The following is a 12,217-nucleotide window of genomic DNA, read 5'->3' on the forward strand; positions in this document are numbered from 1 at the left end:
ATGGATTTTTATTCGTTTTTTTACTTGGATTAATTCATGAACATACGCATCATGCCGCGTTCGTGGAGCGATGCGAAGATATCCATTTCAGGCACGAACGAGTTCATGTCGTCAAAGGTCATCTCAGATGCCCGCTTGAAATGGGTCATGGTCTCTTCCGAGAGTTTGAAGAGTATCTTCTGAGTGTCGTAATGCGATACTCTGACGCAACGTAGAGCCGCGGAGAGCACCATGTTGATTACTCCATACTGATGGCTTGCGTAGAGCGATTTCTCATCAAGCCCCGCCAGGGCGAAGGCGATCCCTTGTGCCACGGGATACGATCCCGGAGTTTTCCCGGCGTCGATATCTTCAAGCCAGCGCCGGAACAAATCGTCGTCGGGGAAGAGTTTCGTCCCAAGTTCCGCAAGTTTCTTACCCATGCGTTTCAGCATCAGCCTTGCCTCATCGTTCATCTTGAATAGCATTATCTCATGGTCGATCTTCACGATCGAGTCATAATCTTTTGTGGAAGCTGCGCGATGAGCCATGAGTGAAGCCACGCCGTCGCTGTATGCCGCCTGTAGGGATACAGACCGGGCATACTGCTCGAGAGTGTCGGCATCATGCACAATGCCCATGTGGGCAGCGGTCTCGAGCCCGTTGGAGAATGAGAATGTGCCTACGGGGAATGCCGAGTCGGTGAATTGCAGGAGGTGCATCAGGGAGTTCATCTTCTGATTGAATTTTGGTTGCGTAATATAGTGCTTAGTATGCGATGTGGGCGTGGGCATGTTCGCCGTCGCCATGAATATGGTGGTTGCCGTGGGATGCCCCTCCGAAGAGGCGGCGAATCTCGTGAGGTGCCATATATGGGATCACCTCTGTGCCCTCATGGAAAGTGTATTCGATATCGTCGATGTTGTGGGTCTCCATAACGCTCAGCATCACCTTCCTGTCGACCGTCAGCGGCACGTATACCTTAGTGCCTTTCACCACGGCGGGCCAATGCTGGTTGCCGATAGCATGACCGAGTTCTACCGAGATGCGTATGATCTCTTCGGGAGTCTTACCCTCGAGCTTCGAGAGGTCGATCTCAAGCACGGGATTCAGACTCAGACGCAACACAATCACCTTTTTCTCGTCAGGATTATAGTAGACCACGTCGCCGTCTACAATCTGCGACTGGCGCTTGAGTGCCACGGGATATTCGTTGCCATGGTCGCTCTTGGCGAGGAAACGGCTCTTCTGCGCAGTCCATTGGTCAAGAATGATTGATTCCACATGGAATCCATCTATTTTCTTCTCCCATTCGGGAGAGTGGATATTGCCTAATATCTCAGTGAAGATTTGCATAATTCAGGACTTGAGTATTGATTATGGGTGTGGAATATAAGGGGTATTTTCAAATGTGTCTTGAGAAACAGGCACACGGATGGTCTGTTTCCCAAGACACACTATTGGAATAATACTTATCAGCTGAACCAGTAAAGCTGTCCGAGCGACAGTTCCTTGGCCGGCGGCACGTAGGCGAGCTTACCGTCTACGTATACGTCAAAGGTTTCGGGATTGACCTCGATCTGTGGAGTGGCAGTGTTGAGAAGCATGTCGGCTTTTCCGAGCTGACGCACGCCGTGCACCGGGTAAAGGATATTGTCTGTGCGGATTATATCCTTCAGACCGTTCTCTATGGCAGCCTTCGACGTGAAGCGGACGCAAGTGCGGGGCATAGCCTTGCCGAAGGCCCCGAACATCGGACGCATCATCACCGGCTGCGGCGTCGGGAGTGAGGCGTTGGGATCGCCCATCTGTGCCCAGTTGATTAGTCCGCCTTTGATCACCATCTTTGGCTTGGTGGCGAAGAATGCCGGCTCCCAAAGCACGAGATCCGCCATCTTGCCCACTTCAATTGAGCCTAAGATATCGTTTATGCCATAGCAGATAGCCGGGTTGAGGGTGATCTTCGCAAGATAACGGAGCACTCGGAAGTTGTCGTTCTTGTCGGAATCCTCGGGAAGTTTACCACGGGCATCCTTCATGTAGGAGGCCATCTGGAATGTACGCATGAACGATTCGCCGACGCGACCCATAGCCTGGGAGTCGGATGAAACCATCGAGAGCACGCCGAGATCGTGGAGAATATTCTCCGCGCTCTGGGTCTCGGGACGCACACGGCTTTCGGCAAATGCCACATCGGAGGGGATATTCGGGTTGAGGTTGTGGCAGACCATGATCATGTCGAAAAGCTCAGCCTCTGAATTGATTCCGAATGGGAGTGTGGGGTTGGTGGAGGAGGGTAGCACGTTTGCCATTGACGCCACCTTCAGGAGGTCGGGGGCATGACCGCCGCCTGCACCCTCGGTGTGGTATGTGTGGATTGTCCTTCCGTCCATAGCGGCAATTGAATCCTCCACGTAGCCCCCCTCGTTGAGGGTGTCGGTGTGGATTGCCACCTGCACGTCATATTGATCAGCCACGGTCAGGGCTGCGCGTATTGCAGCCGGGGTGGATCCCCAGTCCTCATGCACCTTGAAACCCATGGCGCCCGCCACGATCTGCTCGGAGAGAGTCTCCGCCACTGAAGAGTTGCCCTTGCCGAGGAAACCCATGTTGATGGGGAGTCCTTCGGTAGCTTCAAACATCTTGCGGACATTCCAGATTCCGGAAGTGATTGTTGTGCCATTAGTGCCGTCGGTAGGACCGATGCCGCCTCCGATAAGGGTTGTGATACCGTTGCTGAGGCAGTTATAGGCTTGCTGCGGAGCGATGAAGTGTACGTGTCCGTCAATACCGGCGGCAGTAAGGATAAGATGCTCGCCGGAAATGGCATCAGTCGAAGGACCTGTGCATAGGTTAGGGCTGACACCCTTCATAATGTTGGGGTTGCCTGCCTTACCGATGCCGGCGATCTTGCCATCCTTTACGCCCACGTCGGCCTTTATCACGCCGAGCACCGGGTCAAGGATAGTGACGTTGGTGATCACGAGGTCAAGTGATCCGCTGTCAGAAGTGACGGTGTTGGCGGTGCCCATGCCGTCGCGTATTGTTTTGCCGCCGCCGTAAACTACCTCATCTCCGTAGACGCGGAGATCTTTTTCAATTTCAACGTAAAGGTTGGTGTTGCCAAGCCTGATCTTATCGCCTACGGTAGGACCGAAAAGATTGTTATATTCTTGTCTTGATATTTGAGCCATGGCGCTTATTTCTTAGTGTTGGATGGGGTTGGTGTGGTGAACTCGGCTTCAGCCTCCTCCTCGGAGATATTCTTGAAGCCATATTCCTGCATCTTGCGGAAAGCCTCCATCTTACAAGGATAGTATGAAGGAGAGTCTTCGTATCCGGCATATCCATTGGTGAGGTCGTTGAAGCCGATGATGCGGTGCTTCCCGGCAAATTCTACGAGCTCCACCTCTTTCTCCTCACCCGGCTCGAAGCGTATAGCCGTGGTAGCCGGTATGTTGAGATGCATTCCGAATGCTGCCTCACGGTCAAACTCCATGAATCGGTTCACCTCGAAGAAATGGAAGTGGCTGCCGATCTGGATGGGTCGGTCGCCGGTGTTGCGCACTTTCAGGGAGACGGTTCGGCGGTCGGTGTTATACTCGATGTTGCCTTCGGCAAGGATGACTCCGCCTACGGGTACAGGTGTCGACGGTTCAAATCCCGGGGTCTTGGGATATGCTATATCAGGTTGACCCTGGAAAACTCCGTTAGGAGTCGTGTAAGTGTCATTAGCCATGATGATAAAATCTTTTTACGTTGTTATACCTGTTACTTGATAGGCTTGTGGATTGACACGAGCCTGGACCCATCGGTGAATACGGCTTCTACCTGCAGGAGCCCGATCATATCGGCGACACCTTCCATCACCTGATCCTTTGTCAGCACATTTGCGGCGTCGTGCATGACTTCCTCCACAGTCTTCCCCTCGCGGGCACCCTCAAGTGCGCAGGAGGTGATGTAGGCGACTGATTCAGGATAATTCAGCTTTAGTCCTTTTTGCAGACGGCGTTCGGCAATCATGCCGAGAGTCAGCAGCTTAAGTTTGTCTTCTTCTTTTGGGGTAAGATGCATAACCTTTTATTTAGTAGAGTGAAACAATACGGACATGAGGTGCCGTGCGTCCTCGGTCCACCTATGGATGTATGGCACGTTCAGAGTTATAACGTTAAGAGATGCTAAATAGTTTTTAACGTCATACAAAAATAAGTTTTTGCAATCTTATTTTCTGATTTTGTCCGTAGGGGTTGTTAAAAGGATAAAGGGATTGATGACGGTGGCGTCATCAATCCCTTATCTGAAGATGGAAATGTTATTTCCCGCAGTTGCAATCATTGCACTTGCATCCGAGTTGCTCACGCACTTTCTGTTTGAAAGCTTTGAACTGAGGTATGAACTCAGCAAAGAGAGGTGAGTCGGCGTTTTTCTTGAGAGCATGGTGGAGGAGGCGCATACCAATCACAAATTCCTTGGCGTGCTTGTCTTTTGCAAAGATGCCTGATGCCTTTGCATTTTCCACCATTGCGGCAAGGTCATGATGACCGCCGAAATTGAAGTTCATCACTTCGTTCATTTTCCCATCTTTGGCTTCAATCACATTGAAATAGTAAGATTTCTTTTCTTTATCCATAACTGTGTTTATTTATAAGACAAGAGTGAAATTTCTCTTGTAGTAATTATAAAACAATGGGTGCTGATAAAAGTTAGATTACGTAATGTTAATGATTTCTAATTTGAGAATACCAAAGATGCTGCAACATTCGCGTTCAGAAAGGGCAATAGTGATTCAAGTGATTCATGCGATTCAGGTGATTCAGTGATTCAGATGATTCAAGTGATTCAGATGAATCAATAATATAATAGAGGGACCCCATTGATGAGAATAACGATATAAAATTGATACCATCTATGATAAAGAAGGTTATAAAAATTGAAGAATTTTACAAAAAAAATTACAATTACATTGAAAATATAAAAAAAACTTTGTAATTTTACCACGCAAACCTATAAGCAGAAGCCCGATAAAGTCGCTACAGGTATAAAACCAAGCGGCCGAAGGGTCTGTGGGAGGGTTTGCAGACATATTAAAATAGAGCGTCTTTGTGCGCTTTGTTCTTGACTCGTTGAAACTTGGCGGTTTTATGTATAGGCAAGACAAAGGCAACAAGGTCGCTCACGGATGGTAATAGCCTGCCATGTACCCTTATGGGTGCATGGTACACCTATATTCCAATACGTGGGCTTCTGCGTTGCTCGTTCTCCTATACCGGGCAACGCCAAGGCCTCAACGAGTGGGACGAGCAAGGAAAGTGGATCCCACGTTTTCTGTTTTATATGCCATGAACTAACCACTAACAATCATCCGAGTCGGGATTCAATCGGAAAGAATCTACAAAAACTCAAAAGTATGGTGAGACTTAGACATTTGTCGGTATTGTTAATGCTATGTGTATTGGGCGTGTTCAGTGCAAATTCAGGTTTGATAGCTAAAACGTTTGAATCAAATGGAATATCTTATGTGGAAGAGGATATTGCCAACCAGACAGTCAGTGTTACGAAGCATAGAAATGCAGGTTCCAAATATTCCGGACTTGTAAATATCCCTGCCAGTGTGGAATATGATGGTAAGACATATACCGTAGTCGGTATTGACAATGAAGCGTTTAGGGGGCAGGTAGAACTTACGTCGGTTGTATTTCCCAAGACGCTGGAGTTTATCGGATATAAGGCATTTCTTGGTGCATCAAATCTAAAGACAGTTGCGTTTAGCAGTTCAGGAGTCCTGACGGAAATCGGTGCTCAGGCTTTCAAGAGTTGTAGATATCTTTCCAATATCAACCTTCCAAATTCATTGAAGACGATAGGGGAGTACGCATTTGAGGATTGCGAGGCATTAAAGACTATCAAGTGGGGCAATTCTCTTGAAACGATTGGAAAAGCTGCATTCAAAGGATGCGGAAATCTTGAATCGGATTTGATTATCCCGAACTCAGTCAAATCAATTGGTGAATTATGTTTTATGAATTGTGTCAACATAAAGAGGGCTGCAATCGGTTCATCAGTAGAAATAATCGGAGCGGATGCGTTTCTGCAGTGTACTGCATTGGAAGATGTGTCGCTTCCTGAATCATTAAAGGAGATAGGCTATGAGGCATTTCGCGGCTGCTGGAATCTGCCCAGTATTGAAATACCTGATTCTGTGACTAAAATGGGATATGGCGCATTTAGATATTGCGTATCTCTTTCAGATGTCAAGTTGGGAGAGTCATTGAAGGAGATTGAAGGATGGACATTTGAGCAGACAGCCATAAGGAAAATAGATATTCCTAATTCCGTTACAACAATAGGAGCGTATTCATTCATAGAATGTGTTGATTTGCAAGAGGTGAATTTTGGTTTAGGATTGGAAGCTATATATGATAGTGCATTCCTTGGCTGTGTTTCAATTACAAATATAGATTTGCCTGAATCGCTTAAAACTATAGGTAGTCTTGTGTTTGCCAAATGTGAGAATCTTCAGTTTGTTACTATTCCGTCTTCAGTCTATGATATATCTGACAGGGCATTTGCTTTTTGTCCCAATATCATGGGTGTGTATAATTTAGCTCGGACTCCACAAAATATCTATAATCGGGAGGTTTTCTATCAATCTGGTATTGACGGGCATGTCGTGGTTCATGTATATGAGGATCTTTATGATTTATACACAACTACAATAGGATGGTACGACATAGGTACAGATTATTTATGCGGTATAGAGATTGTGGCTGATATTGAGAATGCCAGTGTCGAGAGTATTGTTTTTGCGGAGGATCCGATTTATTGCAAGATAGGGGAACAGAAGAAGCCAAATGTGGCTATTTATCCGCTTAATGCTTCCAACAAAGAGCTACAATGGATTTCAAGCGATGAGTCAGTGCTTTATGTTGACATGTATTCAGGCGATATAATTGGACTTGAGGAGGGCGAGGCTTTCCTTACAGCTACGGCAACAGACGGCAGCAATGTGTCGGCATCCGTTAAGGTGATTGTTACTGATGAGGCAGGTATAGGCGACGTCATGATAGACCGCCCGACTGAGACTGTAATCTATGATCTTTATGGACGTAGGCTTAACCGTCTGCAACGAGGCATTAATATCGTAAACGGAAAGAAAGTCTACGTGAAATAAATTTCATTCGTAATGAAAAGGTCAATATTGCTATTCATTATCTCAATATTTGCTTGTGCAGTCTATGCGCAAGCAAATATTGAGATAACTTCCAATTATCCTACCGGATATATTAAGTCGGACCAGCCATATTATCTCGGTTCATCGGATGGAGTTTTGTTCATATATAGTGGCTCTCAGCCATTAGTGCTTGTGAAATATCCGTCATGCGCCACTCGTGAAGAATATACTATACCTGAATCTGTGACTCGTATTTCTCGTAGTGCATTCCAAGGATGTAAAGGTCTCAAGACACTCATTATTCCAACCTCAGTGGTATATATAGGAGATAATGCCTTTGAGAATGCAGAGATCCAATCATTTATAGTGGCAGGTAATGATCACGCATCAAATTTCTTACCTTCGGCATATAGTTCGGAAGCGATGGGGTATTACGACCTATCCGGGCGTAAAACATCCACTCCCGTTTCAGGAATAAACATAAAAGTGTCAGAAGATGGGGTAAGTAAGGTGTTGGTGAAATAATAATTTATCCGCTGTATGGATTCATTAAGAGATAATGAAAAATAAATTGTGAAAGTTTGATATATATACCCGAAGGATTTCAGAGTGATGAATCCTTCGGGGATATGTTATAAGAAACTACCCAATAACCGGTCTTATCATACCCTTCTCGACGAATTAACCCTAATTCCTTTAGCTGCTTAATCCGATTTGCTAAGGTCCTCCTTTTAATTCCCAATTTTTCTGCCAATTCCGTATAGGATGCATTGGGATTATTATTGATGCACTCTAAGGTGCACTCTAAATTGCACTCTAAACCGGTATGTAAACACAGAATGGGCGAGAAATTTCATTTCTTTTGTTCTAACAATCTGAAAAACATTAGAATATGATTACTATAGATGGAACATTCAACTAAAGTGAGTAAGAACCATACTTTTCAGGGAAGGTCAAGATAATAGAATCTATTTTGATATAATACATATTTTGTTTATTTTTGTACAAATAAATATATGACTTTATGGATAAACCAGCTATTCTAAACAGAATTAGAGTTATCCTTGCCGAAAAGCAACTAAGTAATCATTGGCTTGCTGAAAGGCTTGGGGAAAACTGATATGACTGTATCAAGATGGAGCACTAACAAAGCGCAACCATCATTATCACAATTAGTGGAAATTGCAAAAAACGTTCTTCAAGTCGATGCAAAAGATTTGATTGAGACTACTTTACAGAAATAACAAAAAATAAATCTTTGCAAATGAGCGCAAACAGTAACAATCAAGGAAGAGCATACGAATTTATATGCTTGCATTCACTTCATTCTGCAATAAAAACTATCAGACCTGCAGAAATCGTACACAACAGCAGTTATGATGCTGCCGAAAATGCTTGGCAGACATTGGATGCCAACGAGCAGGCACTTTATACACTAAGTGCTAGGTCAACCATAGATACTATCTTTGCGATGGAGCCAAATATTGTGGAGCAAAGCGATGACATACTGAAGCTTTACATTCAGACAGACAAACATGGCGAAGAGGCCGATGTGCGTGACATCATCATTGAACGCAAGGATATTATGTGGGAGATTGGCTTGAGTATCAAACACAACCACATGGCAGTTAAGCATAGCCGTTTATCGAAAGATATTGACTTTGGGGATAAGTGGTATGGTGTCAGTTGTTCACAGCAATACTGGAATGATGTGAATGGTGTATTCTCCTTACTGGCAAAAGAAAAAGCAAAGGGATCATACTTTCGTGACATGGATTCAAAAGAGGATCAAGTATATGTTCCACTTTTGAATGCTTTCGTAAAAGAGGTAAAAGCAAGCATTGAAAAAGATACTTCAGTTCCTCGTAAACTTGTAGAATATCTGCTTAGTAAGTATGACTTCTACAAAGTAATCAGCATAGATAGTAAGCGTATCACTAGTATACAATCATTCAATATGTATGGAACGCTTAATCAGGCGAGTAAGGTCAAGCAGCCTGAAATTGTTGTTCCTGTGATCAATTTGCCAACAGAATTGCTGTTTATTGGTTTCAAGAAATCAAGCAAGACAACAGTACTCCTCAGTTTTGACAATGGCTGGCAATTCTCTTTCCGTATTCATAATGCAGAGGATAAGGTAAACACCTCTTTGAAGTTTGATATTCAGATTGTTGGTATGCCTGCTGATGTGAATATTAAGTATAATTGTAAATGGTAATCATTCAATATTAAGATGCGACTAATCAGTCTTTTTTCTGGAGCTGGCGGTCTTGACCGTGGCTTCCATAATGCAGGTTTCCGCACGGTAACCGCGAATGAGTTCGACAAAAAAATCTGCCCTACGTTTAGGGCAAACTTTCCTGATGTGGATTTGATCGAGGGAGACATTCGTGATATTCCTTCGGAGAGATTTGAGAATCGACCTGCTGGTATCATCGGTGGTCCACCATGCCAATCATGGAGCGAGGCTGGTTCTTTGAAGGGTATTGAGGATGCTCGCGGACAATTGTTCTATGAATACATTCGCATCCTTCGAGATAAGCAACCATTGTTCTTCGTAGCAGAAAATGTGTCTGGTATGCTTGCACGGCGTCACGCAGAAGCAGTTCAAGGCTTTATGCTTCTCTTTGATGAAGCTGGCTATGACGTAAATTTGAAGATGCTCAACGCAAACAACTTTGATGTGCCGGAAGACCGTGACCGTGTGTTTTACATTGGTTTCCGCAAGGACTTGAATATCCATGATTACGAATATCCGACACCACAGGCGCACAAGCCTACTCTTCGTGAAGCAATATGGGATTTGCAGGAAACTGCGATACCAGCTCGTGAGAAGAATCATACAAATGGCGATGCTTGTCAAGTGGCGAATAATGAATATTTCATTGGTGCATATTCTCCAATCTTTATGTCTCGTAACAGAGTGCGCGGATGGGACGAGCCTGGCTTTACCGTACAGGCAAGTGGTCGTCAATGTCAGCTCCACCCACAAGCACCAAAGATGGAGAAAATAGAGAAGAACCTTCAGCGCTTTGTGCCTGGTCAGGAGCATCTTTATCGCCGTATGACTGTACGTGAGGTGGCTCGTGTGCAAAGTTTTCCTGATGATTACATCTTCCTTTACGATGACATCAACATGGGTTATAAGATGATTGGTAATGCCGTACCTGTAAATCTTGCATACCATGTGGCAATGAGTATAATAGAAACATTTGACCGTCACGGCATTGACATAAGAAATTACTAATATGGAAAAGTTTACATCTAAGTAGCAACTCACAAGAAATTCTTGTAAGTACAAAATGAGAATAGTATCACTTTTTGCAGGATGTGGTGGTTTGGATTGGGGCTTTGAGCACGCTGGATTTGATGTGGTGTGGGCAAATGAGAATGACCCTACCATTCACGAAACGTATCGGCTCAATCATCCAAAGACAACACTTAATATTCAGGATATTCGTACCCTAACAGGTGCGGATGTGCCTGATTGTGATGGTATCATTGGCGGTCCACCTTGCCAGGCATGGAGTGAAGGTGGCAAACAACGAGGAATAGAAGATCCACGCGGTCAACTTTTTCTTGACTACATTCGCATAGTCAAGAAAAAGAAACCTAAATTCTTCTTGATTGAGAATGTCCAAGGTATCTTGCAAGATAAGCACAAGGATTCACTTGCAATGTTTATGAGTAGTCTTGAAGAGGCTGGCTACAACATTACTTATGAGTTGCTGAATGCGGCAGACTACAAGATTCCGCAAGACAGATTCCGCGTATTCTTCATTGGTATCCGCAAAGATTTGAATAATGAGTACATCTTCCCAGATGCAGCCACCGTTATACCTATTACGTTGAAACAAGCTATTGGTGACATAGTCGAGCAGCCTTGTTTCTTTGGCGATGAAAAGATGCAACAAGGCAACCAGTTGCGCAAGAATCACGATGTTTATATTGGTGCGTTTGATGCAAAGTACATGGCTCGCAACCGTGTGCGCGGTTGGGATGATGTTTCGTTTACGATGCAAGCACAGGCACGGAATGCCCCTTTACATCCGCAAGCACCAAAGATGACCTTTGTAAACTCAAACCTGCGTCAATTCGCAAAAGGCTATGAGCATCTATACCGCCGACTGAGCGTAAGAGAGTGCGCACGTATTCAGACGTTTCCGGACAATTTCCATTTCATCTACGACCATGTAACAGACGGCTATAAGATGGTTGGTAATGCTGTGCCTCCTCGTCTGTCATGGTTCTTGGCTGTCCAGATGAAACTCGCCTTTGCAGAAGAGTTTAACATGAGCGATAAAGAGCGCAAAGATATGCAGAAAGCCAATACCGCATCTGTCCCAAAGCGCGTTGTGGCAACTAAGATTAAAGAGGAATATCCGCAGAACATCGTCATGAACAAAGTGCAAATTGCAGATGTCAGCGACCTTGATCTCACAAAGAACGTACTCATCAGCCTTGTGAAGCTCGACAACATTGAGCACTACATTCGTCAAGAAGCACGCATCTACTATACTGGCAAGCACTTCCCATCAACCGTTGCACTCAACAATTTGTACTACTTCATGCCCCACATTAAGGGCAAAGGTGTAAAGGACTTGTATCTGATAAAGATAGCGCGTGTTGGTTCAAAGCATGAGGTGCATCCTGAGTGTGATGAGAATGATTTCCGCTTGGTCTTTGAGATTGAGTACATCAAGGAATTGTTCAGCGAATACCGACCAATACATTTGAACATCTGGCACACATTTACTGATACAACACTTGACAAACTGGTAAAGATGAATGAGATGGATGACGAAATATAAATTCTCTATTCTCGGAAATAATATGATAGATGATAAGAGTAAGTTTGAACTGTCCTCAAAAAGTTAGACAAAAAACTTTTTGAGGGCAGTTTATTTATGAAAAGGACATTAGAAGAAAAACTTATAGTTCACGCACAAAGTAAATGTGCATTTTTTAATGATTGAAAATTGAGCGTCAGTAAGGAACTGACACCGGATTTATGATTACAGAAATCATCCTCAAAAAATGCCGTAGAGCTTCATGGAAATTGTCCGG

The 12,217-nt window shown here is 44.5% G+C and carries 12 protein-coding genes and 1 pseudogene; 6 read left to right on the plus strand and 7 right to left on the minus strand.

Features of this window, described 5'->3' with window-relative positions; all coding sequences use genetic code 11:
- Positions 1 to 29 precede the first annotated feature (29 nt).
- The 6 genes from E5331_RS02510 to E5331_RS02535 form a co-directional block, all read right to left on the minus strand.
- The gene (locus E5331_RS02510; protein ID WP_275441035.1) at positions 30 to 788 is read right to left on the minus strand and encodes an urease accessory protein UreF; all 759 of its coding nucleotides are present in this window, start codon (positions 786 to 788) and stop codon (positions 30 to 32) included.
- Positions 748 to 1,335: an urease accessory protein UreE gene (locus tag E5331_RS02515; RefSeq protein ID WP_123482881.1), complete on the minus strand. Its 588-nt coding sequence runs from the start codon at positions 1,333 to 1,335 to the stop codon at positions 748 to 750. Before E5331_RS02515 ends, E5331_RS02510 begins: the two co-directional genes overlap by 41 nt.
- A 119-nt stretch (positions 1,336 to 1,454) precedes the next feature.
- Positions 1,455 to 3,173, minus strand: coding sequence for an urease subunit alpha (locus tag E5331_RS02520; protein ID WP_123482879.1), 1,719 nt, complete (start codon positions 3,171 to 3,173; stop codon positions 1,455 to 1,457).
- A gap of 5 nt (positions 3,174 to 3,178) precedes the next feature.
- A complete protein-coding gene (locus E5331_RS21045) occupies positions 3,179 to 3,718 on the minus strand; it encodes an urease subunit beta (protein ID WP_135985396.1) in 540 nt (179 codons plus the stop codon).
- Positions 3,719 to 3,750: 32 nt separating this feature from the next.
- Positions 3,751 to 4,053: an urease subunit gamma gene (locus E5331_RS02530; RefSeq protein WP_123482875.1), complete on the minus strand. Its 303-nt coding sequence runs from the start codon at positions 4,051 to 4,053 to the stop codon at positions 3,751 to 3,753.
- A 238-nt stretch (positions 4,054 to 4,291) separates the two neighbouring features.
- Positions 4,292 to 4,609, minus strand: coding sequence for a DUF3861 family protein (locus tag E5331_RS02535; protein ID WP_123482873.1), 318 nt, complete (start codon positions 4,607 to 4,609; stop codon positions 4,292 to 4,294).
- 777 nt (positions 4,610 to 5,386) lie between these two features.
- Here E5331_RS02535 and E5331_RS02540 point away from each other — a divergent pair.
- Positions 5,387 to 7,150, plus strand: a complete 1,764-nt coding sequence (locus E5331_RS02540) for a leucine-rich repeat protein (RefSeq protein ID WP_168355110.1) — start codon at positions 5,387 to 5,389, stop codon at positions 7,148 to 7,150.
- A gap of 12 nt (positions 7,151 to 7,162) precedes the next feature.
- The gene (locus E5331_RS02545; protein ID WP_135985392.1) at positions 7,163 to 7,675 is read left to right on the plus strand and encodes a leucine-rich repeat protein; all 513 of its coding nucleotides are present in this window, start codon (positions 7,163 to 7,165) and stop codon (positions 7,673 to 7,675) included.
- Between the two features lie 79 nt (positions 7,676 to 7,754).
- Here the strand turns inward: E5331_RS02545 and E5331_RS20925 are convergent, their stop codons facing one another.
- On the minus strand, positions 7,755 to 7,991 hold the full coding sequence (locus tag E5331_RS20925) for a winged helix-turn-helix transcriptional regulator (RefSeq protein ID WP_135985400.1): 237 nt from the start codon (positions 7,989 to 7,991) through the stop codon (positions 7,755 to 7,757).
- Between the two features lie 183 nt (positions 7,992 to 8,174).
- On the opposite strand from E5331_RS20925, the pseudogene E5331_RS02555 reads away from it, so the two are divergent.
- From E5331_RS02555 to E5331_RS20590, 4 genes and pseudogenes are all read left to right on the plus strand, one after another.
- Positions 8,175 to 8,394: pseudogene (locus E5331_RS02555) on the plus strand (helix-turn-helix transcriptional regulator).
- A 20-nt stretch (positions 8,395 to 8,414) separates the two neighbouring features.
- Positions 8,415 to 9,368 (plus strand): HaeIII family restriction endonuclease, encoded by a 954-nt coding sequence (locus E5331_RS02560; protein WP_135985390.1) that lies wholly within the window; start codon positions 8,415 to 8,417, stop codon positions 9,366 to 9,368.
- A 15-nt stretch (positions 9,369 to 9,383) separates the two neighbouring features.
- Positions 9,384 to 10,397 (plus strand): DNA cytosine methyltransferase, encoded by a 1,014-nt coding sequence (locus E5331_RS02565; protein WP_123482865.1) that lies wholly within the window; start codon positions 9,384 to 9,386, stop codon positions 10,395 to 10,397.
- 55 nt (positions 10,398 to 10,452) lie between these two features.
- On the plus strand, positions 10,453 to 11,961 hold the full coding sequence (locus E5331_RS20590; protein ID WP_123482863.1) for a DNA cytosine methyltransferase: 1,509 nt from the start codon (positions 10,453 to 10,455) through the stop codon (positions 11,959 to 11,961).
- The last annotated feature ends 256 nt before the right edge of the window (positions 11,962 to 12,217 follow it).

It is taken from the genome of Lepagella muris (assembly GCF_004793975.1).
Classification (GTDB): domain Bacteria; phylum Bacteroidota; class Bacteroidia; order Bacteroidales; family Muribaculaceae; genus Lepagella; species Lepagella muris.

Excerpts from the sequence above, each read along its gene's own strand:
- E5331_RS02540 (WP_168355110.1), top strand. The coding sequence starts at position 5,387 with ATGGTGAGACTTAGACATTTGTCGGTATTGTTAATGCTATGTGTATTG.
- E5331_RS20590 (WP_123482863.1), top strand. The coding sequence starts at position 10,453 with ATGAGAATAGTATCACTTTTTGCAGGATGTGGTGGTTTGGATTGGGGC.
- E5331_RS02510 (WP_275441035.1), bottom strand. The coding sequence starts at position 788 with ATGGCGACGGCGAACATGCCCACGCCCACATCGCATACTAAGCACTAT.
- E5331_RS02565 (WP_123482865.1), top strand. The coding sequence starts at position 9,384 with ATGCGACTAATCAGTCTTTTTTCTGGAGCTGGCGGTCTTGACCGTGGC.
- E5331_RS02545 (WP_135985392.1), top strand. The coding sequence starts at position 7,163 with ATGAAAAGGTCAATATTGCTATTCATTATCTCAATATTTGCTTGTGCA.
- E5331_RS02530 (WP_123482875.1), bottom strand. The coding sequence starts at position 4,053 with ATGCATCTTACCCCAAAAGAAGAAGACAAACTTAAGCTGCTGACTCTC.
- E5331_RS21045 (WP_135985396.1), bottom strand. The coding sequence starts at position 3,718 with ATGGCTAATGACACTTACACGACTCCTAACGGAGTTTTCCAGGGTCAA.
- E5331_RS02535 (WP_123482873.1), bottom strand. The coding sequence starts at position 4,609 with ATGGATAAAGAAAAGAAATCTTACTATTTCAATGTGATTGAAGCCAAA.
- E5331_RS02520 (WP_123482879.1), bottom strand. The coding sequence starts at position 3,173 with ATGGCTCAAATATCAAGACAAGAATATAACAATCTTTTCGGTCCTACC.
- E5331_RS02515 (WP_123482881.1), bottom strand. The coding sequence starts at position 1,335 with ATGCAAATCTTCACTGAGATATTAGGCAATATCCACTCTCCCGAATGG.
- E5331_RS02560 (WP_135985390.1), top strand. The coding sequence starts at position 8,415 with ATGAGCGCAAACAGTAACAATCAAGGAAGAGCATACGAATTTATATGC.